Source organism: Cellulosimicrobium sp. G4 BAM 1002, assembly GCF_057126935.1.
Map to the genome: position 1 here is coordinate 563,657 of NZ_CP182109.1, position 24,985 is coordinate 588,641.

Genomic DNA, 24,985 nt, shown 5'->3' on the forward strand with positions numbered 1-24,985 from the left:
CGTCCATGACCAGACCCACTCCGACCGCCCGCGCGCGGACCGCGCGCTCCGGCAGCGGCAGGGCACGCCCCCTGGCTGTCGTGCTCGCGGCGGCCCTCGCCGTCCCCCTCTCCGTCCCCGTCGGCGTCCTCACCGCGCTCCCCGCGGCGGCCGCCGAGCCGGGCGACTTCTCGTCGTCGTTCGAGTCAGGTGACCCGGCCGCGCTCCCCAGCACGGTCGCGGAGCGCGACGGCGCGCCCTGGCAGTCCAACATCGGCTCGTTCACGAGCGGCCTCCCGGGAAGCGTGCTGGGAACGCTCAAGGGCGTCACCGCGAGCGCCCAGAACCTGCCGAACGAGGGCGCGGCGAACCTCGCCGACGGCAGCTCGGGCACCAAGTGGCTCGCGTTCGCCTCGACCGGCTGGGTCCGCTACGAGTTCACGCAGCCCGTCTCGTTCGTCGCCTACTCGATGACGTCGGGCGACGACGCCGCCGGGCGCGACCCGAAGACGTGGACGGTCGAGGGCTCCAACGACGGCTCCACGTGGACCCCGCTCGACCAGCGCACCGACGAGGACTTCCCGAACCGGCAGCAGACGCGCACGTTCGAGCTCGACGAGCCCACCGAGGCGTACACGTACGTGCGCCTCAACGTCACCGCGAACTCCGGCGACAGCATCGTGCAGCTCGCCGGGTGGGACCTCTCGGCCGACCTGAGCGCCGGCCCGTCGGCGGCGCCCATGACGACCAAGGTCGGCACCGGCCCGCGGGTCAACTTCACGAACAAGGCGGGTGTCGGGTTCTCCGGCCTCGCCTCGCTGCGTTACGACGGCTCGCACCTCGCGGACGGCGAGGCCTGGGCGACGAACGTCCTCTACGACGACCTCGGCGTCGTCGTGGGCGAGGAGACGCGCCTGAGCTACACGATCTTCCCCGAGCTCCTGGACGACCTGCAGTACCCGTCGACGTACGCCGCGGTCGACGTGCTCTTCACCGACGGCACGTACCTGTCCGACCTCGGGGCGCGCGACGCCCACGAGACGGTCGCGACGGCGCAGGCGCAGGGCGAGGGCAAGATCCTCTACGCCGACCAGTGGAACTCGGTCCGGATCGACCTCGGCGACGTCGCCGCGGGCAAGACCGTCGACCAGGTGCTCCTCGGCTACGACAACCCGGCCGGCCACGCCGGGAGCAAGTTCGCCGGCTGGCTCGACGACGTCGAGATCACCGCGAACCCGGAGACGATCGACGGCTCGAGCCTCGTGAACTACGTCGAGCCGCGCCGCGGCACGCTCTCGAGCGGCAGCTTCTCGCGCGGGAACAACATCCCCGCGACGGCCGTGCCGAACGGGTTCAACTTCTGGGTGCCGATGACCAACGGGTCGTCGCAGACCTGGCACTACGAGTACCAGAAGGCGAACAACGCCAACAACAAGCCGGTGCTCCAGGGCCTGGGCATCTCGCACGAGCCGAGCCCGTGGATGGGCGACCGCAACCAGCTGTCGTTCCTGCCGGCGATCAGCCCGGCCTCGGGCGCGCCGAGCGCGACGCTGTCGACGCGCGGGCTCGAGTTCGACCACGCCGACGAGACCTCGCGCCCCGACTACTACGGGGTCTCCTTCACCAACGGCAGCGAGCTCGAGGTCACCCCGAGCGACCACGCCGCGGTGCTGCGCCTGACGTACCCGGGGAACGTGGGGCACGTGCTCGTCGACAAGGTCGACGGGACGTCGAAGCTCACGCTCGACCAGGCCACCGGCACGCTCACCGGCTGGGTCGAGAACGGCAGCGGCCTGTCCGTGGGCCGCACGCGCATGTTCGTCGCCGGCACCTTCGACCGTAGTCCGACGGCGGTCGGGACGGCGGCGGGCAACCGCACCGACGCGCGCTACGCCACGTTCGACACGTCGTCGGACAAGACCGTGGAGCTGCGCGTCGCGACGTCGTTCATCAGCCTCGACCAGGCGCGCAAGAACCTCGACCTCGAGGTGACGGGGCGCTCGTTCGACGACGTCCAGCAGGCTGCCGAGCAGCAGTGGAACGACCGGCTCGGGGTCATGGAGGTCGAGGGCGCGAGCGAGGACCAGCTCGTCACGCTGTACTCGAACCTCTACCGCCTCAACCTCTACCCGAACTCGCAGTTCGAGAACACGGGCACGGCCGAGGCGCCGGCGTACAAGTACGCGAGCCCTGTCTCACCGACCACGGGGACCGCGACCGACACGACGACGAACGCGAAGGTCGTCGACGGCAAGATCTACGTGAACAACGGGTTCTGGGACACGTACCGCACCGCCTGGCCGGCGTACTCGTTCCTCTACCCGGAGATCGCGGGCGAGCTGATCGACGGCTTCGTGCAGCAGTACCGCGACGGCGGCTGGATCGCCCGCTGGTCCTCGCCGGGCTACGCCGACCTCATGACCGGCACGAGCTCCGACGTCGCGTTCGCGGACGCGTACCTCAAGGGCTCGCTCCCGTCCGACGTCGCGCTCGAGGCGTACGACGCCGCGCTCCGCAACGCGACCGTCGCCCCGCCGAACAACGCCGTGGGCCGCAAGGGCCTGCAGACGTCGCCGTTCCTCGGGTTCACCCCGGAGTCCACGCACGAGTCCGTGTCGTGGGGCCTGGAGGGCCTGATCAACGACTTCGGCATCGGCAACATGGCCGCCGCGCTCGCGGAGGACCCGGCCACGCCGGAGGAGCGCCGTCAGGCGCTGCGGGAGGACTCGGCCTACTTCCTCGAGCGCGCGACGCACTACGTCGAGCTGTTCGACCCCGAGGTCGACTTCTTCGTGCCGCGGCACGCGGACGGCTCGTGGGCCGTCGACCCGGAGACCTACGACCCGCAGGCGTGGGGCGGCGGCTACACCGAGACGAGCGGCTGGAACTTCGCGTTCCACGCGCCGCAGGACGGCCAGGGCCTCGCGAACCTCTACGGCGGCCAGCAGGGCCTGGAGGACAAGCTCGACGAGTTCTTCTCCACCCCGGAGCAGGGCGCGGGCAACGGCGGCATCCACGAGCAGCGCGAGGCCCGGGACGTCCGCATGGGCATGTGGGGCATGAGCAACCAGGTGTCCCACCACATCCCGTGGCTGTACGACGCCGCGGGTGCGCCCTCGAAGGCCCAGGAGAAGGTCCGCGAGGTCATGCGTCGCCTGTTCGTGGGCAGCGAGATCGGCCAGGGCTACCCGGGTGACGAGGACAACGGCGAGATGTCGTCGTGGTGGCTCTTCGCCTCGCTCGGCTTCTACCCGGCACAGGTCGGCTCCGACCAGTACGCGGTCGGCTCGCCCTTGTTCGACAAGGCGACCGTGCACCTGCCGGACGGCGACCTCGTGGTCAACGCCGCGAACAACTCGGTGGACAACGTCTACGTGCAGTCCCTCGCGGTGGACGGCGAGGCCCGCACGTCGACGTCCCTCTCGCAGGCCGACCTGACGGGCGGCGCGACGCTGGACTTCGTCATGGGTCCGGAGCCGTCGGACTGGGGCACCGGCCCCGACGACGCGCCGCCGTCGCTCACCGAGGGCGACGAGCCCCCGACGCCGGTCGAGGACGCGACGACGGCAGGCCTCGGCACGACGACCGTCGCGGACGGCGACGCGTCGACGAGCGCCGCGGCGCTGACGGACAACACGTCCGGCACGCGCACGACGTTCGCCACGGGTACGCCGACGATCACGTGGGAGGGCAACGGCATCCGGCCCACGGTCGGGTCCTACACCCTCACCTCCGGCGCGAGCGGGACGGCGTCGCCGTCCGCGTGGACCCTCGAGGGCTCGGACGACGGCGAGACGTGGACGACGCTCGACGAGCGGTCCGGCGAGCAGTTCCGCTGGGCGCTGCAGACGCGGCCGTTCACGGTCGCGGAGCCGACGGCGTACGCGCAGTACCGCGTCGTCGTCACCGACACCGCCGGTGAGGGCGCGCTCTCGCTCGCCGAGGTCGAGCTCCTCGCCGACCCGCGCGAGTCGGGCGCCGAGGAGCTCACGCTCTCGGCCGCGGCGGACCGCGACACCGTCACGGGCCGCGAGGTCTCGGGCTCGTTCGCGACCCTCACGGGGGTCGAGGGCGACCCGGCCGCGCTCGACGTGCAGGTGTCGTTCGGCGACGGCTCCGAACCGGTGGCCGGGACGCTCAGGGAGGGCTCGTTCGGCGGGTACGCGGTGGACGCCGCGCACACGTGGACGGCACCGGGGGTCTACCCGGTGACCGTCACCGTCTCGGGCGAGGGGACCGAGCCCGTCTCGGCGGCCTCGTACGTCACCGTCGCGCTGCAGCGCGAGGGCTCGCTCGTGGGCGCCTACGACAACGTGTGCATCGGCGACGCCGGGACCACGGTGGGCAGCTGCGACGGGCAGGGCGTGTTCTTCGACCGCGCCCAGCTCGCCGCGAAGGGCTTCGTCCAGGGCGAGCGCGGCACGGTGCCCGGCACCGACCTCGCGTTCGACGTCCCGGCGATCCCGGCCGGCCAGCCCGACAACGCGACCGGCGACGGGCAGACCATCGAGCTCGAGATCCCCGCGGACGCCGAGCAGCTCTCGGTGGTCGGCACGGGTACCGAGAAGAACCAGCAGGCCTCCGGCACGCTGACGTTCGACGACGGCTCGACGCAGGCGATCGACCTGGGCTTCGGCGACTGGTCGGGCGCGGCCCGCAACCCGGTGTTCGGGAACATCCCCGTGGCCGTGACGGACCACCGCCTGCGCGGTGGCAGCCCGCAGACCGGGACGCCCGCCGCGTTCTTCGCGACGGCGCCGATCACGCTCCCCGAGGGCAAGCGGGCCGTGAGCCTCACGCTCCCGGACCAGCCGGGCGTGCTCGAGCGTGACGGTCGCATCCACGTGGTCGCCGTCGCGCACGACGGCACGTTCGTCGAGCACCCCCCGCTCGAGGTGACGGCCGCCGACGGCGTGAGCCTCGTCGTCGGGCAGGCCGCGGACACCGTGCTCGCCCAGGTGACCGGTGGCCGCGAGGGCGCCGAGCTCCGCGCGGCGGTCACCTGGGGTGACGGCTCCGACGTCACGGCCGGTACCGTGACCGACGGGTCCGTGACCGGGTCGCACGCCTACGCCGCGGCCGGGACGTACACCGCGTACGTCGTGGTCGACGACGGGTGGACGAGCCAGGTGGTCGAGGTCCCCGTGACCGTGACCGACGGCGAGCCCTCCCTCGCGATCGACGTCACCGCGAGCGCCCGGTGCCTCGCGGGCAAGGCCTACGTCGCGGTCCGGGCCACCAACGGCGAGGACGTGCCCGTCGCGATCCGGCTCGTCACGCCGTTCGGCACCAAGGAGTTCCCGGCGGTCGCGCCCGGCACCAACGCCTACCAGTCGTTCGCGACGCGGGCGACGTCGGTCGAGGCCGGCACGGTCACCGTCGAGGCGACCCGCGGCACCGGCGACGAGGAGGTGACGGCGTCGATCACCGCGGACCACGCGGCCGTGAACTGCGGCTGAGAGAAACCCGGCACGCCTGATGGTGTGGACGTCCAGGTGACGTCCATGTCGTGAGGCGAGCCTGCACCACCGGCGGTGCCCCGGGATGATCGTCCCGGGGCACCGCGCCGTACCGGCACCGCGCCCGGTGCGGCACCACGTTCCCAGGACGAGAAGGACCGAGAGATGACCGAGCACCCGACCGAGCAGCAGCCCACGACCGCGGCCGACCCCCGGGTCGACCTCGCGGCCGATCTCACGGCATGGCGTCGCGACCAGCTCGCCGACCTCCTGTACTTCGGCGCGGCCTCGCTGCGGTCGGACGGCGCCGCGCAGTGGCTCGACGACGACGACGTCCCGGACGTCACGAAGCCGGTGCACACCTGGATCACGGCGCGCATGGCGCACGTCTACGCGTTCTCGTCCTTGCTCGGCGTCCCCGGCGCGGGCGAGCTCGCGGACAAGGCGCTGCAGGGCCTGCGGGGCGTGCTCGTCGACGCGGAGTACGGCGGCTGGGTGTCCTCGCGCGGTCCGGGCCCTCGTCCCGGGGACCTCGCCGCGACGGAGGAGGGGTCGGTCGACGGGACCAAGAGCGCGTACGCGCACGCGTTCGTGGTGCTCGCCGCGGCGTCGGGAACGATCGCGGGCCGGGAGGGAGCGCGCGAGCTGCTCGACGCGGCGCTCGCCGTGCTCGACGAGCGGTTCTGGGAGCCCGGCCCCCGGATGCACGCGGACGAGTGGTCGCGCGACTGGTCCGCGCTCGACGAGTACCGCGGGGTCAACGGCAACATGCACGCGGTCGAGGCGCTGCTCGCGGCCCACGACGCGACGGGCGACGCCGAGTGGCTCGGCCGCGCCGCGTCGATCGCGGACCGCGTGATCGGCTGGGCGAGCGAGAACGAGTGGCGCATCCCCGAGCACTTCGACGCGGACTGGGACCCGCTGCCGGACTACAACGCCGACCGCCCGCGCGACCCGTTCAAGCCCTACGGGTCGACGCCGGGGCACGGGCTCGAGTGGGCGCGTCTCCTGCTCCAGGTCGACGTCGCGTCCGGCACGCCCGGCGCGCGCACCGAGGCCGGGGTCGCGCTGTTCGACCGCGCCGTCGCCGACGGCTGGGACGGCGAGCACGGCGGCGGGTTCGTGTACACCGTCGACTGGTCCGGGGTGCCCGTCGAGCCGCGCCGCTACCACTGGGTCGCGGCCGAGGCCGTGGCCGCGGCCGAGGTGCTCGGCCGGGTCACCGGGGAGTCGCGCTTCGCCGAGGCCGCCGCGGGGTGGTGGGCGTGGATCGACCGGTTCCTCGTCGACCCCGAGCGCGGGTCCTGGCACCACGAGCTCGACACCGCCAACCGGCCCGACGGCGTCACCTGGGTCGGCAAGCCCGACGTCTACCACGCCGCCCAGGCCGTGATCCTCCCGGACCTGCCGCTCACGGGCTCCCTCGCGGCGTCGGCCAAGGCGGCGGGCAGCATCCTGGGCTGACCCGGCCGCCGAACCCCGGGTTGCGCGTCACCCCAGCGCCGCAGGGACGCACAACCTGGGGTTCGACGCGCCCCTTTCAGGGGTGTGGACGGCTGACGACCTGCTCAGGGGGTGCCGTGAGCCGGGGATCAGCGCAGGTCGCCGCCCAACGGCAGGGGAGCGCGCTGGACGGGCAGGCGGTAATTCACCCGCGCTCAGGGCTGGGAGCACATCGGGGCACGCCATAGTCTTCTGCCCGTTCTGTAGGTCTTCATGAAGAGAGTCCTCGATGTCGCAGAGTCCGATCGGTTACAGAGTCGGCGACGTCGTCGATGGTTGGCGGCTCCGGCCCGACGGCTCCTGGGAGCCGGCGACAGCACCACCGGCTCCGCAGATCATCGCGGGGGTACCGCAGTTCGCTCCTGCTGCGAGCACGCTGCACGATGCGTCCGGGACGTGGGCGCAGCCGCCGTACGAGGGCCCCTCCGGAGCGGTGCCGGCTCCTGGATGGGCTTCGGCACCGGCGAGTGGAGTGTCCCACCATCGTCGCGATCGGAACACGCCCGCGGTCGTCAGCCTGGTTCTCGGGATCGTCGCCGTCCTGGGCAACTTCTTCTTCATCCCGGGGCTCTTCGCTCTGATCGTCGGGATCTTCGGGATCGACATGTCGAGAAATCTCCCGTCCCGTCGGGGTCGGGCGATGTCCGTGTGGGGAATCGTCCTGGCGTTGCTGGGTGGCGTGTCCGGCGTCATGTGGCTCGGGATCCTCGCTCCGCAGGACACGCCGACGACCTGGGTCTCGGGTGCCGTGCCCACGACGGACACGGAGGCCACCGAAGAGGCGACGCCCCCTGGTCCTCCAGAGGCCGTGGAGTTCGTGCCCGTCGATGCGCACACCTGGGCGCAGATCGTGAAGGACCCCGACGGCTCGTCCGGCTCGACGATCACCGTCTACGCCGAGGTGACGCAGTTCGATGCCGCGACCGGCACGGAGATGTTCAGGGCCAGTGCGGGCGCCGAACAACCCGCGGCCGAGTTCGAGCTCGTCGACAACGCCCTCTTCTTCGGCGGGGCCGACATCCTTGGCGGCGTGATCGCGGGTGACGTCGTCAAGGTCCAGGCGACGGTCGACGGGGCGGAGACCTACGACACGGCCATCGGCGGTGCCATGACCGCCCCGAGGCTCCTCGTCGAGAGCGTGGAGGTCGTCGGATTCCGAGACCTCTCCGGGGACGTCACGGTCGCGCCGGCCTCGCGCGACGAGTTCGGCTACGTGTCCGTGCCGGTCACTGTCGTCAACTCCGGCTCGAAGCCGATGTCCTACACCGTCGATCTTGCCGCCGAGAGCCCGGACGGGGCGCGCCAGCTCGCGACGACCACGGCGTTCGTCGAGAACCTCGCTCCGGGACAGTCTGCGACGGTCGCGGCCGACTTCTACGAGGAGCTGCCGCCCGACGCGACGTTCAGGGTCGTCGCGGTCGAACGATACGACTTCTGAGCAGACGACGAGAGCCCCGCACCTGACCGGTGCGGGGCTCTCGACGCGCTGAGCGGGTGACGGGAATCGAACCCGCGCTATCAGCTTGGGAAGCTGAAGTTCTACCATTGAACTACACCCGCGTGGCGCTGGTGGCGCTCGCCCCCGACCCTCTGGGAGGATCCTCGGCGAACCAGCGCGCGCCCCGATCATAGCGGACGACGCCGGGGATGCCAGAACCGACCGTGGCCCGTGAGGGCCCGGCCCCACCGTCGGAGGAGACACCGTGTCCGAGAACCCGTACCAGCAGCAGCCCGACGCGTCGCAGGGCGCGCCGTACGGGCAGCAGCCCGCGCAGGGCGACCAGGGGTACGGAGGCTCGGAGACGCCGTCGGGCGGTCAGGGCGGGCACGAACAGCCGTACGGCGCCCAGCCCGGCTACGGCCAGCCGCCGCACGGTCAGACGTACGGCGAGCCCACCGGGCAGCCCGGGTACGGCCAGGCGCCCCAGGGGCAGGCCTACGGCTCGGCGCCGCAGCCGGGCTACCCGCAGCAGGGTTACGCGCAGCAGGGTTACCCGCAGCCGGGCTACCCGCAGCAGGGTCAGCCGTACGGCCAGCCCGGGTACGACCCGGCCTACGACCCGCAGGCCAAGTCGCGGCTCGCGGCCGGGCTACTGGGCATCCTCGTGGGCAGCCTCGGGATCCACCGGTTCTACCTCGGCTACACCGGGATCGGCCTGACGATGCTGCTCGTCTCGGTGCTCTCGTTCGGGTTCGCCGCGCCGATCATCGCGATCTGGGGCCTCGTCGAGGGCATCCTCTACCTGACGTCGAAGCAGGGCTACTACTCCGTCGACTCGACGGGCCGCCCGCTGCGCGCCTGACCCCGCGCCGAACCCGGGGTTGCGGGGCGTCTCGGCGTCGGGAAGACACGTAACCCCGGGTTCGACAGGGCGCGGTGACCGCGGATCCAGGGTTCGGCACAGCGGTCCGGGCGGTCACCGGCGTCGGTTAGCGTTGCCCCGTGCTGCTCTCCGACCGTGACATCCGTGCCGAGCTCGACGCCGGTCGCGTCCAGCTCGAGCCGTACGACCCGGCGATGCTCCAGCCGTCGAGCATCGACGTGCGCCTGGACCGGTTCTTCCGGCTCTTCGACAACCACAAGTACCCGTTCATCGACCCGTCGCAGGACCAGCCGGACCTCACGCGCCTCGTCGAGGTCGACCCCGCGGAGCCGTTCGTGCTGCACCCGGGCGAGTTCGTGCTCGGGTCCACGTTCGAGGCCGTCACGCTGCCCGACGACGTCGCGGCGCGCCTCGAGGGCAAGTCCAGCCTCGGCCGGCTCGGGCTCCTCACGCACTCCACGGCCGGGTTCATCGACCCGGGCTTCTCCGGGCACGTGACGCTCGAGCTGAGCAACGTCGCGACGCTGCCGATCACGCTGTGGCCCGGCATGAAGATCGGCCAGCTGTGCTTCTTCCGCCTGTCCTCGCCCGCCGAGAACCCCTACGGCTCGAGCGTGTACGGCTCCCGCTACCAGGGCCAGCGCGGCCCGACGGCCTCCCGCTCGTGGCAGAACTTCCACCGCACCGACGTCTGAGCGCGGCACGCCGCGCCGGACGCCGCACGACGACGCAGAGCCCGACCCGAGGAAGGTCCAGCATGAGCCCGCTCCCGCCCCTGCCGAACCCTGACGGTCCCGGCGCCGCGCAGTCCTACCAGGCGCGGCACCTGCTCGGGCTCCCGGCCGACGTCGTCGTCGACGAGGTGGAGACGCTCGCGCTGTCGCGCTTCGCGGGGGCCCGGTGGGACGTGGCGCCGGAGGGGACGGACCCGCTCGTCGCCCCGGCCCGCACGGCCGGCCCGGGCGAGCCCGGGACGCTGCGGACCTCGCGCCACTCCACGTTCACCGGCCCGTACGCCGCGACCGGCTCGGGGCTGCCGCCGGGGACCACGCTCGTGTTCGACGTCGTGTGCCCGCGCGAGCGGGGCGACGCACCCTACCCGGGCGGCGGGGACCGCGACGGCATCGGACGCGCGTTCCCGGCGGGGCTCCCGGTCCGCGAGGAGGAGCGCGTCGTCGCGTTCCTCGTCGCCGCGGCCCGCCGGCTCGGGGGTTCCCTGCGCACCGACGTGGGCAACCCGGCGTCCGCGGGCGTCGTGCTCACGCCGGACCCGGGCGTCACGATCGACATGACCCTCTACTCCGACGTGTGGCTCGACCCGAACGCCGCGCTCGCGCTCGTCGCCCGCCAGCAGCCCCGCACCACGCTCGCCACCGAGGGCAAGCCCTACGAGGGTCCGCCGAAGGGCATCACCGAGCTCCCGCTCTACCCCGGCGAGAAGATGGACCCCGACCTGCGGCGCAGGCTCCACGCGGCGGCGGACGACGTCGACATCAAGGCGCTCACGACGCGCGCGATCCTCGACGGCTACGGCCTGCTCGTCGACCTCGGCCTGGACGGGCTCGTGGCCGTCGAGGTCGGTGGCGAGGACCAGCTGCCGCTCCTGCTGCGCGGGCTGCCGTGGACCGCGGACGGGGCCGTGAGCTACCGGGTGCGGTGGGAGCCTCGCGACCTCGTCGAGTCGCAGCAGGAGCAGCCGTCGCTGGACCTCCAGGTCGCGCGCAAGCGCGCCGCGGAGGTCGTCACGCAGATCACGCGCACGCTGCACGGCGCCGTCGGCGGGGAGATCGCGGACGAGTCGGAGTTCCTCGTGGACCCGGACGACCTCTGAGCGGAGCGGGCAAGGCTGAGGAATCGGTCACGGTCGGGGCTGTGGGGAGGGAAGCACCCCTGAGCAGTCGGTAAAATGGGTCGCGGCCCGGCTGTGCCGGCGCCGTGAACAGTCGTGCCCGCCGCTCGGTGGGCGAACGACGCTGACAAGTCAAGGCAAGTCCGGCAAGACCCGCCCACCCGCCCCCGACCCGGACGGAGCGGCCCGTGCTCTACGTGCTCGTTGCCCATCTCGTGATGGCACTGGGCGCGCCCGCACTCGTCTCGCTCCTCGGCCGCCGAGCGTTCCTCGTCCTGGCCCTCGCCCCGGCGTCCGCCGCGGTGTACGCGCTCGCCTGGACGGACCGCGTCATGGCGGGCGACCACCCGACGCAGGTGGTCGAGTGGGTGCCCGGGCTGGGGCTCGAGCTCGCCTTCCGCATGGACACGCTGTCGTGGCTCATGCTGCTGCTCGTCGGCGGGGTCGGCGCGCTCGTCCTCGTCTACTGCTCCGCCTACTTCTCGCCCACCGCGCAGGGCCTGCGGCGGTTCGGGGGCGTGCTCACCGCATTCGCGGGTGCGATGGTCGGCCTCGTGGTCGCGGACGACATGCTGCTCCTGTTCGTCTTCTGGGAGCTGACGACCGTCTTCTCCTACCTGCTCATCGGCCACTACGCCGATCGCAAGGCGAGCCGGCGCGCGGCCATGCAGGCGATCGTCGTGACGACCGCGGGCGGCCTCGCGATGCTGGTCGGGGTCGTGATCCTCGGCGTGCAGGGAGGGACGTTCCGGCTCTCGGAGATCATCGCGAACCCCCCGACGGGCGGCGCGGTCACCGCGGCGATCGTGTGCATCCTGGTCGGCGCGGCGAGCAAGTCCGCGCTGATCCCGCTGCACTTCTGGCTCCCCGCGGCGATGGCCGCACCGACCCCGGTGAGCGCGTACCTGCACGCCGCGGCGATGGTCAAGGCCGGCGTCTACCTCGTGGCGCGCTTCGCACCGGCGTACTCCGACACGACGGTGTGGCGGACGCTCGTCATCGCGCTCGGCGCGGGGACGCTGCTCGTCGGGGGCTACCGCGCGCTGCGCCAGTACGACCTCAAGCTCGTGCTCGCGTTCGGCACCGTGAGCCAGCTCGGCCTCATCATCCTGCTCGTGGGCCTCGGGACGCGCGGGGCGGCGCTCGCGGGCCTCGCGATGATCGGCGCCCACGCGATGTTCAAGGCGTCGCTGTTCCTCGTCGTCGGCGTGGTCGACGCCGCGACGGGAACGCGTGACCTGCGCCGGCTCACGGGCGTGGGCAGGGCGCTGCCCTGGACAGCGGTGGCCGGCGGCCTCGCGACCGCCTCGATGATCGGGCTCCCGCCGTTCGCGGGCTACGTCGCGAAGGAGGCGGCGCTCGAGGCGCTCCTGCACGGCGAGGGGCCGGTGTGGGTCGACACGGTCGTCCTGTGGTCGGTCGTCGTGGGGTCGATGTTCACCGTCGCCTACGGGCTGCGGTTCTGGTGGGGCGCGTTCGTCTCCAAGCCGCACCTCGGCACACCGCCCGCGCGGGCGAACGCGCACGTCGACCTGCGCGCGAGCCTGGCCCGGCGCCCGGCCGTCGAGGCCGACGAGCCGCCGATCGACCCGGCGCGCATCCACCGCCAGCCCGCGCTCCTCGTGATGCCGGCCGTCGTGCTCGCCGTGCTCGGGCTCGCGGCGGCGCTCGTGCCGCACTTCGGCGAGGACCTGCTCGCGCCGTACGCGGACACCTACCCCGTCGGCGAGCCAGGGCACCTGGTCCTGTGGGCGGGCTTCACCCCAGCGCTGGCCCTCACGGTGCTCGTGCTCGTGGTCGGCGTCGTGCTCTTCTGGCAGCGCGCCCGCGTCGAGCGGTTCCAGGCGTCGCTGTGGACGGGGCCCGAGGCGGACGTCACGTACCGCCGCGTCATGCGCAAGCTCGACGACCTGGCCGCCGACGTCACCGCCGTCACGCAGCGTGGTTCCCTGCCGTTCTACCTCGGCGCGATCCTCCTCGTGCTGATCCTCGGGCCGGGCGTCGTGATGGTCGCCCAGACGGCGTGGCCCGAGCAGCTCAAGGCCTGGGACCGTCCGGCACAGCTCGTCGCGGTCGCCGCGATCTGCGTCGCGTCGGTGCTCGCGGCGCGCTCGCGCCGCCGGCTCAAGGCCGTGATCCTCGTCGGCATCGCGGGCTACGGCAACGCCGTGCTGTTCCTCCTGCACGGGGCGCCCGACCTCGCGCTCACCCAGGTCCTCGTCGAGACCATCACGCTCGTCGTCATGGTGCTCGTGCTGCGGCGCCTGCCCGCCTACTTCTCGAACCGGCCGCTCGCGGCGAGCCGCTGGGTCCGCCTGGGCATCGGCCTCGGGGTGGGCGTCGTCATGATGGGCTTCGCCGTCGTGGCGCCGCTCGCGCGCGTCGCGACGCCGATCTCCGTCGACTTCCCGGCCGAGGCGTACGAGTTCGGCCACGGCAAGAACATCGTCAACGTCACCCTCGTCGACATCCGTGCGTGGGACACGATGGGCGAGATCTCCGTGCTCCTGGCCGCGGCGACCGGCGTCGCCTCGCTCGTGTTCCTGCGCACCCGGAGCGGCGAGATCCTGCGCGCCTCGCGGGCGAAGCAGGCGACCCTCTCCGAGGACTCGGGCGTGTGGAGCGAGGGCGACGACCCAGGGGCCGCGCTGCGCCGCCGCGGCGTCACCGAGCAGGACCAGCCGCGCATGCTCGTGTGGCTCAGCGCCGGCCGCACGCTCGCACCGCAGCGCCGCTCGGTGATCTTCGAGGTCGTCACGCGCGTGCTCTTCCACGCGATGGTCGTGTTCGCGCTCTTCCTGCTGTTCTCCGGGCACAACGCGCCGGGCGGCGGGTTCGCGGCCGGGCTCGTCGTGGGCATCGCGCTCATCGTGCGCTACCTCGCGGGCGGTCGGTACGAGCTGGGCGAGGCCGCCCCCATCCACCCCGGCATCCTCCTCGGCACGGGACTGTTCCTCTCGGCGGGCGTCGGGCTCGTCGCGTTCCTGCTCACCGGCAACGTGCTGGGCAGCGAGGCGTACGACATCCGGCTGCCCCTCGTCGGGGAGATCCACCTCGTGACGTCGCTCTTCTTCGACCTCGGCGTGTTCCTCGTCGTCGTCGGGCTCGTCCTCGACATCCTGCGCACCCTCGGCGCCGAGATCGACCGCCACGCCGAGCGCGCCGCGGCCGGCCGGGAGCCCGGTGAGGACACCGGCCCGCTCGAGGCGATGGAGCCGGACGCGATCGGGGGTGGGCGGCGATGAACGTCATCGACATGACCCCGAGCATCGTCCTCGTCCTCGCGATCGGCGTGCTCTTCGCGGCGGGCGTCTACCTGCTGCTCGAGCGCAGCCTCACGCGCGTCCTGCTCGGCTTCATCCTCATGGGCAACGGCGCGAACCTGCTGTTCCTCGTGGCCGGCGGGCGCGCCGGCGGCGCGCCGCTCATCGGCACGACGCCCGAGGACGAGATGAGCGACCCACTGGTCCAGGCGATGGTGCTCACCGCGATCGTCATCACGCTCGGCATCACGGCGTTCGTGCTCGCGATGGCCTACCGCTCGTGGCAGCTCCACGGCCACGACGAGGTGCAGGACGACCTCGAGGACCGCCGCGTCGCGCGGCACGCCGCCCGCAACGCCCCGGCGTTCGCGGACCTCGACACCGAGGAGAGCGGCGCGAGCCTCGACGACGAGGCCGCCGAGGTCCGCGACGAGACCGACGGCGACGGCGACGGGATCACGGACGGGCAGGAGCCGCCGCACGGACCCGACCAGCACGGACCGGACGAGGGGAGGGGGACGCCATGAGCCTCACCGCCACCGCGCTCGTCCCGCTGCCGGTCGTCCTCCCGCTCGTCGCCGCGGGCCTCACGCTCGCACTGTGGCGCCACCCGCGCGCCCAGCGGATCATCACGGTCGCCACGCTCGCGCTCGTCCTCGCCGCCTCGGTCGGGCTGCTCCTCGCGGCGGACTCGGGCCCGATCGTCGTCGACGTCGGCGGGTGGGCCGCCCCGGTCGGGATCGACCTCGTCGCGGACCGGCTGTCCGCGCTCATGCTCACCGTGTCGAGCTTCGTCATGCTGTGCGTCCTGCTGTACTCGCTCGCGCAGGGCGTGGCCGACGGCGACGAGGAGGCGCCGGTCGCGATCTACCACCCGACGTTCATGGTCCTCGCGGCGGGCGTGTTCAACGCGTTCCTCTCGGGCGACCTGTTCAACCTGTACGTCGGGTTCGAGATCTTCCTCGCGGCGAGCTACGTGCTGCTCACGCTCGGGGGGACGGGCGAGCGCATCCGGGCGGGGTCGATCTACGTCGTCGTCGCGCTCCTGTCCTCGATCGTCTTCCTCGTCGCCATCGCGCTCACGTACGCGGCGACGGGCACGGTCAACCTCGCCCAGCTCTCGGAGCGGTTCGGCGAGATCGATCCCGGCATGGCGCTGACGATCCAGCTCCTCCTGCTGCTCGCGTTCGGCATCAAGGCCGCGATCTTCCCGCTCTCCGCATGGCTGCCCGACTCCTACCCGACCGCTCCCGCGCCGGTCACCGCGGTGTTCGCCGGCCTGCTCACCAAGGTCGGCGTGTACGCGATCATCCGCACGCAGACGCTGCTCTTCCCCGACGACAACGTGGTCGACGACGTCCTCATGTGGCTCGCGCTGCTCACCATGGTCGTCGGGATCCTCGGGGCCGTCGCGCAGAACGACATCAAGCGACTGCTGTCGTTCACGCTCGTGAGCCACATCGGCTACATGATCTTCGGCATCGCGCTCGCGTCCGAGCCGGGCATGGCGGCCGCGATCTTCTACGTCGTGCACCACATCACCGTGCAGACGACGCTCTTCCTCGTCGTCGGGCTCGTCGAGCGGCGTGGCGGGTCGACGTCGCTCGACCGGCTGGGCGGCCTCGCCAAGCTCGCGCCCGGGCTCGCGATCCTCTTCTTCGTCCCGGCGATGAACCTCGCCGGCATCCCGCCGCTCTCGGGCTTCCTCGGCAAGGTCGGGCTGCTCCAGGAGGGCGTCGCCCAGGGCACGGGGCTCGCGTGGGCGCTCGTCGTCGGGTCGGTCGTCACGTCGCTCCTCACGCTCTACGCCATCGTCAAGGCGTGGAACAAGGCGTTCTGGCAGACGGCGCCCGTCGAGATCCCCACGGACGCGCGCCTCCCGCGGGGCATGGTCGGGCCGGCGACGGCGCTCGTCGCGTTCGGCGTCGCGCTCACCGTGGTCGCGGGCCCGCTCTACTCGTACACCGAGCGTGCGGCCTCGACGCTGCTCGACGGCCACACCTACGTCGACGCCGTGTTCCGCGACGACTCGGGGCGCGGCCAGGGCGAGTCGAACGAGGTCGCGACCGGGGGTGAGGGCGGATGAGCCTGCACCGCCGCCGTCGCACGCCCGCGTCCGGGTGGTTCGAGCGCGCCACGACGCAGTGGCGCACCGTCCTGTGGCTCACGATCGTGTGGGTCATGCTCTGGGGCGACCTGTCGTGGGGCAACGTCCTCGCGGGAGTGCTCGTCGGGACCGCCGTGATCACGTTCTTCCCGCTGCCGTCGATCGCCGCGCGCGGACGGTTCCGCCCGTGGCCGTTCCTCGTGCTGGTGGGCCGCTTCGTGGCCGACCTCGTCGTGGCGTCGTTCCAGGTGAGCATGCTGGCGCTCAACCCTCGGCACACGCCGCGCGGCGCCGTCGTCGGGGTGCGGCTGCGCAACCCGTCGGACGTCTACCTCACCCTCACCGCGGAGCTGAGCTCGCTCGTGCCGGGGTCGATCGTGGTGGAGGCGCACCGCCTCACGGGCATGCTGTACCTGCACGTGCTCGACCTCGACGCGGCGGGCGGGGCGGAGCAGGTGCGCAGCGACACGCTCGCGCTCGAGGCGCGCGTGCTCCGGGCGCTCGCGTCCAACGACGACCTGCGTGCGGCAGGGCTGTACACCGCTCGCCCCACGCAGGAGGCGGTGCAGGCATGAGCGACACCCTCTACCTCGTCGTCGTCATCGCGAGCGCGGTCCTGCTCGCGGGCGCGGCGAGCCTCGCGATCGTCCGGGCAGAACGCGGCCCGTCGATGCTCGACCGCACCATCGCCCTCGACGTCTTCGCGACGACGCTCGTCGGGGCCATCGCGCTCGAGGCCGCGTTCTCGCGCCGCACCGACACGATCCCCATCCTCGTCGTCCTGTCGCTCGTCGGGTTCGTGGGCTCGGTGACGATCGCGCGGTTCGCGTCGGTCGAGCCCGAGGACGAGGGCCGCATCCGCAGCGCCGAGGAGATCGCCGCCGAGGACGCCGCGCGCCGCGACGCGGAGGAGTCGGACCGCGACGCCGCCGTCGACCCCGAGCACCACGGCGGCCCGCCCGAGGGGGAGGTGCGCTGATGGACCCGAGCAACCCGTGGGACGTCGTGGCGGACGTCGTCTCCGCCGTCTTCCTGCTGTGCGGCGCGTTCCTCGCGTTCGCCGCCGGGGTGGGCGTCGTGCGCTTCCCCGACCTGCTCGCGCGCATGCACGCGGCGACCAAGCCGCAGGTCCTCGGCCTCATCCTCGTGCTCGCGGGCCTGAGCCTGCGGCTGCGGTCGTGGGGCGCGGTCGCGACGCTCTTCCTCGTCGTCGTCTTCCAGCTCCTCACGTCGCCGGTCGCGGCGCACATGGTGGGGCGTGCGGGGTACCGGACGGGCAAGGTCCGCACCGACCTGCTCGACGTCGACGAGCTCACGCGCGACCAGGAGGCCGCCGAGCGCGAGGACCAGGGGGAGCACGAGCCCGGTCGCTGAACGGTGCTTCCCGCGCGCCGCGGACGGCGGGCTGGTAGACCGGCACCATGGTCGACGCCACGCCGCCCGGTACCGCCCCCCAGCCGCCGGAGTCGCGCAACCCGCGCGTCGCCCGGCCGAGCGAGAGCGGGGACAGCACGCTCACCGTCGTGATCGCGTTCGTCGCCAACGCCGTCATCGCTGGGGCGAAGACCGTCGCCGCGATGATCACGGGATCCGCGTCGATGCTCGCGGAGGCCGTGCACTCGTGGGCGGACACGGGCAACGAGGTGTTCCTGCTCGTCGCCGACCGCCGCTCGCGTCGAGCGGCCGACCCCGACCACCCGCTCGGCTACGGCCGCGAGGCCTACGTGTGGTCGATGTTCGCGGCGATCGGCCTGTTCGCCGTCGGTGCGGGCGTGTCGATCACGCACGGGATCCAGGAGCTCGTGCACCCCGAGCCCGCCGGCGACTTCGGCGTGGCCTACGCCGTGCTCGCGCTCGCGTTCGTGCTGGAGGGCGTGTCGTTCCTGCGGGCTCGGCGCCAGGCCCGGGACGAGGCACGAGCCGCCGACCGCGACACGCTCCACCACGTGCTTGTCACGTCCGACCCGACCCTGCGCGCCGTGTTCGCGGAGGACGCCGCCGCGCTCGTCGGCCTCGTCGTCGCGTTCGCGGGCGTGCTCGCGCACCAGCTCACGGGCTCTCCGGTGCCCGACGCGATCGGCTCGATCGTCGTCGGCCTGGTCCTCGCCGTCGTCTCCGTCGTGCTCATCGACCGCAACCGGCGCTTCCTCGTGGGCGAGGTCGCGCTGCCCGCGACGCGCGCCGCCGTCCTGCAGAAGATCCGGGAGCTGCCCGAGGTCGAGCGCGTGACGTACCTGCGGCTCGAGTTCGTCGGGCCGCGCGCGCTGTACCTCGTGGCGAGCGTCGACCTGCGCGGGAACGAGTCGGAGGAGTCGGTCGCGCGCCGGCTCGACGACCTCGAGCGGCGCGTGACGTCGGTGTCGCTCGTCGCGGGTGCGGTGTTCACGGTGTCGACACCGGAGGAACCGTCCCTCGCCTGAGCGGCCGCTGCCGAACCCGGGGTTGTGTGCCACTCACCGCGCTGGTCGGCGCACAACCCCGGGTTCGGCGGCTCGGTGGGGGCCGTCGAAACGTACGAACCGGTACACATCCGGCCGTGCGGTCGCTAGGGTCGGACGATGCCTCCGCAGCACACGCCCCGGCACCGCGCGGGCACCCCGACAGCGTCGTCCGGGGTGCCCGGGGCGCCGGGGGTGTCGGCCCGACGGCGCGGGGGTCCGTTCGCCAGGCACCTTCGGTCCGCGCCGCGCGTCGCGATCACGTCCGGCGTGGCCGCGGCGGTGCTGCTCGGCCCGCCGCTCGGGCTGACGCTCGCGACGGCCACCGGGGAGGTGCGGCCGGAGCACGCGGGGCCGTTCGGACCCGTCGTCGCGGCGATGCCCTGGCACGGGGCCGACCCCGGAGCGTGGATCGCGGAACGGCTCTCGCTCGGCCCCTCACGAACCCTCGCCGGTGACGGTCGCGACGGCGTCGAGCCGGCGGGCGGGTCCGACGACACGGGTGGTGCGCGCGAAGACGGCGGCGCCCGGGACGGGGGCGCGGGAGCCGAGGCCGCGGGGGGCGGCGACGGGACCGTGGCCGACGACGCCGCGCCACCGGCCGGGAGCGACCCGGCCCCGGGCGGGGGTTCGGGGGCCGACGACGGTTCGGGAAGCGCGAGCCCCGAGGGTGCCGGCCCGGCGCCGTCGGCCGGGGAGGCGGGCAGCGGCGAGGCGGGCGCCGGCGCCGACACCCCGGCCGGTTCTGCAAGCGGGACCGCGCCGTCGTCCCAGGGACCGACGGACGGGCTCGCCGCCGCCCCGCCCGCCGGGCCGGGCACGATCACGACCGAGGGCGCGGCCGTCGTCGAGCTGACGAACGCCGAGCGGGCCGCAGCCGGGTGTGCTCCGGTGACCGTGGACGAGCGGCTCACCGCTGCCGCCCAGCTCCACAGCGAGGACATGCTCGCGCAGGACTACTTCGACCACACGAGCCTCGACGGGCGCTCGCCCTGGGACCGCGCCGAGGCGCAGGGCTACCCGAGCCCGGGTGCGGAGAACATCGCGCGGGGCCAGGCGACCGCGGCGGACGTCGTGCGCGCGTGGATGGACTCGCCGGGGCACCGTGCGAACATCGTCGACTGCGACCTGCGGGAGATCGGCGTCGGGCACGCCGACCGCGTGTGGACGCAGCTCTTCGGGTGGGGCTGAGCCTCGCCTGACCCCGTCTGGGCGGCGGGCGTGAGGTCGCGGACTGTCCGGTCAGGCGACCCAGCCCGGGTCGCCGACGAGCTCCTCGAGCTCCTGGACGAACCGTCCGGCATGGAAGCCGTCGACGGCCGCGTGGTGCACCTGGAGAGCGAGGGGCAGGACGGTGCGGTCGCCGCGATCCTCGTACCGGCCGAGGGTGAAGATCGGCAGGAGGTGGTCCCACCCGGACTGGATCTGCAGCGTGAAGCTCGTGAACCGCGTCCACGGCAGGCTCGAGACGTCGAACGCGTTGGGCGGGGCGTCGGCCTGCGGGAAGAACGTGGTCGCGTCCCGGTGCTCGGCGAGGAGAGCCGCGGCGTGCTCGTGGAAGCGGTCGAAGTCCGGGTCGAACGGAGCCCAGACGCGCGCGAAGGTCTCGCGTGCGGGGTTCAGCACGGTGAACGCCGGGTGCACGACGTCCCAGACGGCCGGGGAGCCGTCCTCCGTCAGGCTCATCCGGAACTCGTCGTGCCGGTTGACGACGGTCGCGAGCGCCCACACCTGCGCGACGTAGCTCTTGCGGGACGACGCACGCAGCGCCGTGGTCAGGGTCGTCACGTCGAGGTCCACGGTCATCGCGTAGGTGCACGGCACGCGCTCGCGGTAGTGCGTGAAGTGCTCCCGGCGGGGCCAGGAGGCGGTGTCGATCGGCCGGAGGAGGTCCACCGGGCGATTCTCCGCCGCCGCGGCACGTGGGCACAGCGCTTTTGCCGCGTGCGTCAGACGGCGAGCGTCTCGCCCCGGCCCGCCGCGACCTGCTCGCGGTCGAGCAGGCGGCGCTTGACGTCGAGCCCGTACCGGAACCCGCCGAGGCTCCCGTCCGTGCGGAGCACACGGTGGCACGGCACGAACAGCGCGGCGGCGTTCATCGCGCACGCTCCCGCGGCGGCACGCACCGCGGCCGGGCGGCCCGAAAGCTCGGCGTACCGCGTGTACGTCACGGGGTCGCCGGCCTCGACCGTGCGCAGCACGTCCCACGCGTGCGCGCGGTAGGGCCCGGAGACCTGGCGCACGGGGACGTCGTCGATGGCGTGGACGTCTCCCGCGTAGTAGGCGCGGACGGCGGCGACGGCGGGTCGGACGGCGGGGTCGTCGTCGGGCACGGGCGTCACGTCCGCGGGGCGCAGGTCCGGGTGCACGAGCGCGACGAGCGCGTCGGCGTCGGTGGTCCAGCCCGAGGCGAGGACGGCACCGTCGGGAGCCACGACGACGGTGAACGGGCCGTCGGGCGTCGTGAGGGTCGTCGTGACGGCAGTCGTCGTGGTGGTCGGGGTCGGCAGGGTCGTGGTCACGGGGTCTCCTCCGGGAGGGTCGTGGGTCGGTCGGACGGCCGGGTGGACGGGCGGGCGGGTGACGGAGCGGTGGGCCGGGCCGAGGGCGCGGCGCGCCACAGGTGCATCGCGGCGTAGGAGCGCCACGGGGCCCAGCGCTCGGCGCGGGCGACGAGTGCTCGGCGGTCGTCGGGGAGGCCGAGGGCGGCGGCCCCGGCGCGGAGCGCGAGGTCACCGTCGAGGAGGACGTCGGGGTCGTGCAGGACGCGCATCGCGACGTACCCGGACGTCCAGGGACCGATGCCAGGCAGCGCCTCGAGCGCCGCGCGGAGCGTCGCGGGGTCGTCGGCGTGGGAGAGCCGCAGGTCGCCGTCGGCGACCGCTCGCACGGCCCCGAGGATCGCGGCGGTCCGGCGCGCGGGTCCGCGCACGTGGTCGGCCCCGCCGTCGGCGAGCTGTGCGGGCGTGGGGAACAGTCGCGTCGGGCCGAAGCGCGACGAGGACGGCGTGCCGAGAGCGGCCGCGAGGCGCGACAGGTGGGTGCGGGCGGCGGCGACCGAGATCTGCTGGCCGACGAGCGCGCGGACGAGGATCTCCGTCGCGTCGACCGCGCCGGGGACCCGGATGCCCGGCGTCGCTCGGACGGACGCGGCGAGCGCGGGCTCGGTCGCGAGGGCCGCGTCCACCGCCGCGGGGTCGGCGTCGAGGTCGAAGAGCCGCCGGATCCGGGCGATCGCCGCGGGCAGGTCGGCGACGGAGGTCAGCTCGAGCTCGACGTGGAACCGCGGGGGGCGGCGCGAGGCGCCTGGGGGCGGGCCGTACGTGGCACGGAACGCCCCCGGCCCGTGCGGCAGCGCGACGGTCCGCGCGTAGGAGAGGACCGGTCCGTCGAGGTCGGCCACCTCGACGCCGTCGACCGCGCGTGCAGCGAGGAACGCGAACACGCCCCGCGCGTCGAAGGGCTCGCGCAGCGGGAGCGTGAGGTCCAGGACCGCTGCCGTGCCGTCGTCGGTCAGGCCGGCGGTGCTGTCCGGGCCCGACCCTCGGCTCTGTGCCGGACGCGCCCGGCGACGGAGCTCGCTCGGGGTCGTGTCGAACACCTCGGTGATGGTGTCGTTGAACTGCCGGATGCTCCCGAAACCCGCCGCGAACGCGACGTCCGCGAGCCGCAGGTCGGTCCCGGTGAGCAGGGCGCGGGCGGTCTGGGCGCGCAGCGCGCGGGCGAGCGCGACCGGGCCCGCGCCGAGCTCCGCGACGAGCACGCGGTGCACGTGTCGGGCCGAGTAGCCGAGGCGGGCAGCGAGACCCTCGACGCCCTCGCGGTCCACGACGCCGTCCGCGACGAGACGCATGGCCCGCGACGAGAGGTCGTGGGTCAGGTCCCAGCAGGGCGTGCCCGGCACTGCCTCGGGCAGGCACCGCTTGCACGCGCGGTACCCGGCCTCGTGCGCGGCGGCCGAGGTGAGGTAGAACGTGACGTTCTCCGGCTTCGGGGTGCGCGCCGGGCACGACGGGCGGCAGTAGATGCCGGTGCTGCTCACGGCCGTGATGAACTGCCCGTCGAAGCGCTTGTCGCGCGACGCGATGGCCCGGTACCGCTCGGCGAACACCGGGTCGGTCGCGCGCGTCGGCTCGGTGGTGGAGCCGGTCGCTGCGCCGGTCGCTGGTCGCGGTGGGTCGAGAGCCGTGGTCATGGCTCGATCCTCACCCGGTGGGCGGGGTGTTGGCTAGCGGGATTCGGACACGGCGGTGGCCTCGTCCTCGGGCAGCGCGCGGCGCAGCAAGGGCTTGTTCACCCGCTCGGTGAAGAAGTCGATGAGCGGGCCGGCGAAGAACGCCGTCATGACCGTCCCGACGCCCACCGGGCCGCCCAGCGCGATCGCCAGGCCCACGAACGCGAGATCCTGCACCACCCGGACGACGCGGTACCGCGCGCGCGTCCGGTCCACGACGATCGGGGCGATCGCGTCGTACGGCGCCGTCCCGACTCCCGCGGTCATGTACGCGGACGCGCCCGCGGTGAACAGGAGGATCCCGACGACGAACAGAGCGGTCTGCAGCAGGTGGTTCGGCGGGTCCGGGACGAGCGGTTCGAGGAGCGCGGAGAACCACTGCACGAAGAACCCCGTCATGACCATGTTGATGATCGTCCCCACCCCGACGTACCGCCGCCCCCACACGAGGACGGGCACGAGCAGCACCACGTTGACGGCGAGCTGGTAGAGGCCGAGGTCGACGCCGAGGAGAGAGCTCGCGCCGATGTTCGCGGCCGTGAACGGGTCGACGCCGACGTGCGCGGACAGCAGCACCGCAGACCCGAGGCCGAGGACCGCTACCCCGAGGAACGCCCACCCCGCGCGCAGGACGACGTGGGAGGGCGGGCTCGGCCGCGCACGCGTGGTCACGGACCGACGCTAGGTGCGAGGTCGTCCGGGCGCGACCGCACGGACCGTCCTGGCCCGGGTCGGCGGGTCCCGGCCGGCCGTCAGGCGCGCGCGTCGAGCCAGTCGAGCACCTCGCGCAGGTAGGTCGAGCGCGCGGGCTCGGGCGAGAGCGCGAGGTCGTGGGCGCCGCCTTCCACCGCGACGACCGTGACGTCGTCGCCGAGCCGCGCCGCGCGCGAGGTGATGTGCTCGACGTCGAGCACGCTGTCGGTGGTGAGCAGCGCGTCGTGCCACCCCGACGCCGGTCCGCTGCGCGCCGAGGCGAGCACGAGCACCGGGCAGTCGACGTGCAGCCCGCGGGCCACGCGCGCGTGGCCCCGCCGGATCGTGCGCACGAACCCTGCCCGCGCCGGGAAGCCCTCGAGCGGCTTCCACGCGAGGTCGAAGTCCCACTCGCCGCCGGTGCTCGCGTGCAGCGCCTGCGCCCAGTTCGGGTCCAGCTTCCCGACGACGACCCGCGGCGCCACCCGCCCGACGACGTCGATCGCCCGCGTGACCGGGACGCGGTACACCCACGACCTGTTGAGGTCGAACCACGGGCTGTTGAGCACGAGCGCAGCGAGCCGTCCGGGGCGCGCGTCGGCCCACAGGCTCGCGACGAGACCACCGGTCGAGTGCCCGAGCACGACGAGTCGTTCGTGCCCCTCGGCGCGCATCGCGCGCGCGGCGGCATCGAGGTCCTGGGCGTAGACGGCCAGGTCCGTGATGAAGTTGGGGTCGTCGTCGGCTCGTGACGGCGCGCCCGAGCCGCGGCCGATCGAGCGGCCGTAGCCCCGCAGGTCGAGCGCGTAGAACCGGTACCCGCGGGCCTCGACCGCCTCCGCGACGTGGGTCTGGAAGAAGTAGTCGATGTAGCCGTGCACGTACAGGACGGCGGGCCGCGGGCCCTCGTCCACCTCGGGCGCCGGGTCGGGCACCGGGTCACGGCGCCGCACGAGCGTGGCCACCGCGCCGTCGGGCAGGTCGAGGTCGCGTGCGACCCAGCCCTCGCCCAGCACGTCCGGCCGCCACCCCGGCCCTGCCTCGGTCGTCTCGTCCACCGTCGCCTCCTCGCTGCCGGCCCGTCCGACGTGTCAGCGTCCCACCGGACGGGAGAGCCGTCGAGCCCTGCCACGTCT

General features: G+C 73.4%; 19 protein-coding genes and 1 tRNA gene. 14 read left to right on the forward strand and 6 right to left on the reverse strand.

The genetic code is table 11. The features are described from left to right. Positions 1–5 precede the first annotated feature (5 nt). From ACMXGY_RS02570 to ACMXGY_RS02580, 3 genes are all read left to right on the forward strand, one after another. On the forward strand, positions 6–5,438 hold the full coding sequence (locus tag ACMXGY_RS02570; RefSeq protein WP_483775321.1) for a GH92 family glycosyl hydrolase: 5,433 nt from the start codon (positions 6–8) through the stop codon (positions 5,436–5,438). A 165-nt stretch (positions 5,439–5,603) separates the two neighbouring features. Then, positions 5,604–6,902: an AGE family epimerase/isomerase gene (locus ACMXGY_RS02575; RefSeq protein WP_483775322.1), complete on the forward strand. Its 1,299-nt coding sequence runs from the start codon at positions 5,604–5,606 to the stop codon at positions 6,900–6,902. Between the two features lie 511 nt (positions 6,903–7,413). Continuing rightward, positions 7,414–8,379, forward strand: coding sequence for a DUF4190 domain-containing protein (locus ACMXGY_RS02580; protein WP_483775323.1), 966 nt, complete (start codon positions 7,414–7,416; stop codon positions 8,377–8,379). A 51-nt stretch (positions 8,380–8,430) separates the two neighbouring features. Here ACMXGY_RS02580 and ACMXGY_RS02585 read toward each other — a convergent pair. Continuing rightward, positions 8,431–8,501, reverse strand: a tRNA-Gly gene (locus tag ACMXGY_RS02585). A gap of 143 nt (positions 8,502–8,644) precedes the next feature. Here ACMXGY_RS02585 and ACMXGY_RS02590 point away from each other — a divergent pair. From ACMXGY_RS02590 to ACMXGY_RS02640, 11 genes are all read left to right on the forward strand, one after another. Beyond that, complete coding sequence (locus ACMXGY_RS02590) at positions 8,645–9,244, forward strand: TM2 domain-containing protein (RefSeq protein ID WP_483775324.1); 600 nt, start codon at positions 8,645–8,647, stop codon at positions 9,242–9,244. A gap of 140 nt (positions 9,245–9,384) precedes the next feature. Further along, positions 9,385–9,960: a dCTP deaminase gene (gene dcd / locus ACMXGY_RS02595; RefSeq protein WP_483775325.1), complete on the forward strand. Its 576-nt coding sequence runs from the start codon at positions 9,385–9,387 to the stop codon at positions 9,958–9,960. 62 nt (positions 9,961–10,022) lie between these two features. Next, entirely contained in the window at positions 10,023–11,096 is a 1,074-nt protein-coding gene (locus ACMXGY_RS02600) for a hypothetical protein (protein ID WP_483775326.1), read from the forward strand. Between the two features lie 206 nt (positions 11,097–11,302). Further along, entirely contained in the window at positions 11,303–14,359 is a 3,057-nt protein-coding gene (locus ACMXGY_RS02605) for a Na+/H+ antiporter subunit A (protein WP_483775327.1), read from the forward strand. After that, positions 14,356–14,904 (forward strand): Na(+)/H(+) antiporter subunit C, encoded by a 549-nt coding sequence (locus tag ACMXGY_RS02610; protein ID WP_483775328.1) that lies wholly within the window; start codon positions 14,356–14,358, stop codon positions 14,902–14,904. The genes ACMXGY_RS02605 and ACMXGY_RS02610 overlap by 4 nt, the downstream gene beginning before the upstream one ends. Further along, positions 14,901–16,463 carry a Na+/H+ antiporter subunit D gene (locus ACMXGY_RS02615; protein ID WP_483775329.1) on the forward strand — a complete coding sequence of 521 codons (1,563 nt, stop codon included), beginning with the start codon at positions 14,901–14,903 and terminating at the stop codon, positions 16,461–16,463. The genes ACMXGY_RS02610 and ACMXGY_RS02615 overlap by 4 nt, the downstream gene beginning before the upstream one ends. Beyond that, complete coding sequence (locus ACMXGY_RS02620) at positions 16,460–17,059, forward strand: Na+/H+ antiporter subunit E (protein WP_483775330.1); 600 nt, start codon at positions 16,460–16,462, stop codon at positions 17,057–17,059. The genes ACMXGY_RS02615 and ACMXGY_RS02620 overlap by 4 nt, the downstream gene beginning before the upstream one ends. Beyond that, positions 17,056–17,463 (forward strand): MrpF/PhaF family protein, encoded by a 408-nt coding sequence (locus ACMXGY_RS02625; protein ID WP_483775331.1) that lies wholly within the window; start codon positions 17,056–17,058, stop codon positions 17,461–17,463. Before ACMXGY_RS02620 ends, ACMXGY_RS02625 begins: the two co-directional genes overlap by 4 nt. Further along, entirely contained in the window at positions 17,463–17,858 is a 396-nt protein-coding gene (gene mnhG, locus ACMXGY_RS02630; RefSeq protein ID WP_483775332.1) for a monovalent cation/H(+) antiporter subunit G, read from the forward strand. Before ACMXGY_RS02625 ends, mnhG begins: the two co-directional genes overlap by 1 nt. A 47-nt stretch (positions 17,859–17,905) precedes the next feature. Next, positions 17,906–18,904: a cation diffusion facilitator family transporter gene (locus tag ACMXGY_RS02635; RefSeq protein ID WP_483775333.1), complete on the forward strand. Its 999-nt coding sequence runs from the start codon at positions 17,906–17,908 to the stop codon at positions 18,902–18,904. 138 nt (positions 18,905–19,042) lie between these two features. After that, positions 19,043–20,113: a CAP domain-containing protein gene (locus ACMXGY_RS02640; protein WP_483775334.1), complete on the forward strand. Its 1,071-nt coding sequence runs from the start codon at positions 19,043–19,045 to the stop codon at positions 20,111–20,113. A gap of 51 nt (positions 20,114–20,164) precedes the next feature. On the opposite strand, the gene ACMXGY_RS02645 is transcribed toward ACMXGY_RS02640, so the two are convergent. From ACMXGY_RS02645 to ACMXGY_RS02665, 5 genes are all read right to left on the reverse strand, one after another. Then, the gene (locus ACMXGY_RS02645) at positions 20,165–20,818 is read right to left on the reverse strand and encodes a CatA-like O-acetyltransferase (RefSeq protein ID WP_483775335.1); all 654 of its coding nucleotides are present in this window, start codon (positions 20,816–20,818) and stop codon (positions 20,165–20,167) included. A gap of 53 nt (positions 20,819–20,871) precedes the next feature. Beyond that, positions 20,872–21,444, reverse strand: coding sequence for a methylated-DNA--[protein]-cysteine S-methyltransferase (locus tag ACMXGY_RS02650; protein ID WP_483775336.1), 573 nt, complete (start codon positions 21,442–21,444; stop codon positions 20,872–20,874). Continuing rightward, a complete protein-coding gene (locus ACMXGY_RS02655) occupies positions 21,441–23,117 on the reverse strand; it encodes an AlkA N-terminal domain-containing protein (RefSeq protein ID WP_483775337.1) in 1,677 nt (558 codons plus the stop codon). Before ACMXGY_RS02655 ends, ACMXGY_RS02650 begins: the two co-directional genes overlap by 4 nt. A gap of 33 nt (positions 23,118–23,150) precedes the next feature. Next, entirely contained in the window at positions 23,151–23,828 is a 678-nt protein-coding gene (locus ACMXGY_RS02660) for a YczE/YyaS/YitT family protein (protein ID WP_483775338.1), read from the reverse strand. Positions 23,829–23,908: 80 nt separating this feature from the next. Further along, a complete protein-coding gene (locus ACMXGY_RS02665; protein WP_483775339.1) occupies positions 23,909–24,907 on the reverse strand; it encodes an alpha/beta hydrolase in 999 nt (332 codons plus the stop codon). Positions 24,908–24,985 lie beyond the last annotated feature (78 nt).

What these genes read in the sequence shown, in the direction of transcription:
- mnhG (WP_483775332.1), top strand. Translation starts at nt 17,463, where the DNA reads ATGGACCCGAGCAACCCGTGGGACGTCGTGGCGGACGTCGTCTCCGCC.
- ACMXGY_RS02640 (WP_483775334.1), top strand. Translation starts at nt 19,043, where the DNA reads ATGCCTCCGCAGCACACGCCCCGGCACCGCGCGGGCACCCCGACAGCG.
- ACMXGY_RS02625 (WP_483775331.1), top strand. Translation starts at nt 17,056, where the DNA reads ATGAGCGACACCCTCTACCTCGTCGTCGTCATCGCGAGCGCGGTCCTG.
- ACMXGY_RS02655 (WP_483775337.1), bottom strand. Translation starts at nt 23,117, where the DNA reads ATGACCACGGCTCTCGACCCACCGCGACCAGCGACCGGCGCAGCGACC.
- ACMXGY_RS02600 (WP_483775326.1), top strand. Translation starts at nt 10,023, where the DNA reads ATGAGCCCGCTCCCGCCCCTGCCGAACCCTGACGGTCCCGGCGCCGCG.
- ACMXGY_RS02610 (WP_483775328.1), top strand. Translation starts at nt 14,356, where the DNA reads ATGAACGTCATCGACATGACCCCGAGCATCGTCCTCGTCCTCGCGATC.
- ACMXGY_RS02570 (WP_483775321.1), top strand. Translation starts at nt 6, where the DNA reads ATGACCAGACCCACTCCGACCGCCCGCGCGCGGACCGCGCGCTCCGGC.
- ACMXGY_RS02635 (WP_483775333.1), top strand. Translation starts at nt 17,906, where the DNA reads ATGGTCGACGCCACGCCGCCCGGTACCGCCCCCCAGCCGCCGGAGTCG.
- ACMXGY_RS02575 (WP_483775322.1), top strand. Translation starts at nt 5,604, where the DNA reads ATGACCGAGCACCCGACCGAGCAGCAGCCCACGACCGCGGCCGACCCC.
- ACMXGY_RS02615 (WP_483775329.1), top strand. Translation starts at nt 14,901, where the DNA reads ATGAGCCTCACCGCCACCGCGCTCGTCCCGCTGCCGGTCGTCCTCCCG.
- ACMXGY_RS02620 (WP_483775330.1), top strand. Translation starts at nt 16,460, where the DNA reads ATGAGCCTGCACCGCCGCCGTCGCACGCCCGCGTCCGGGTGGTTCGAG.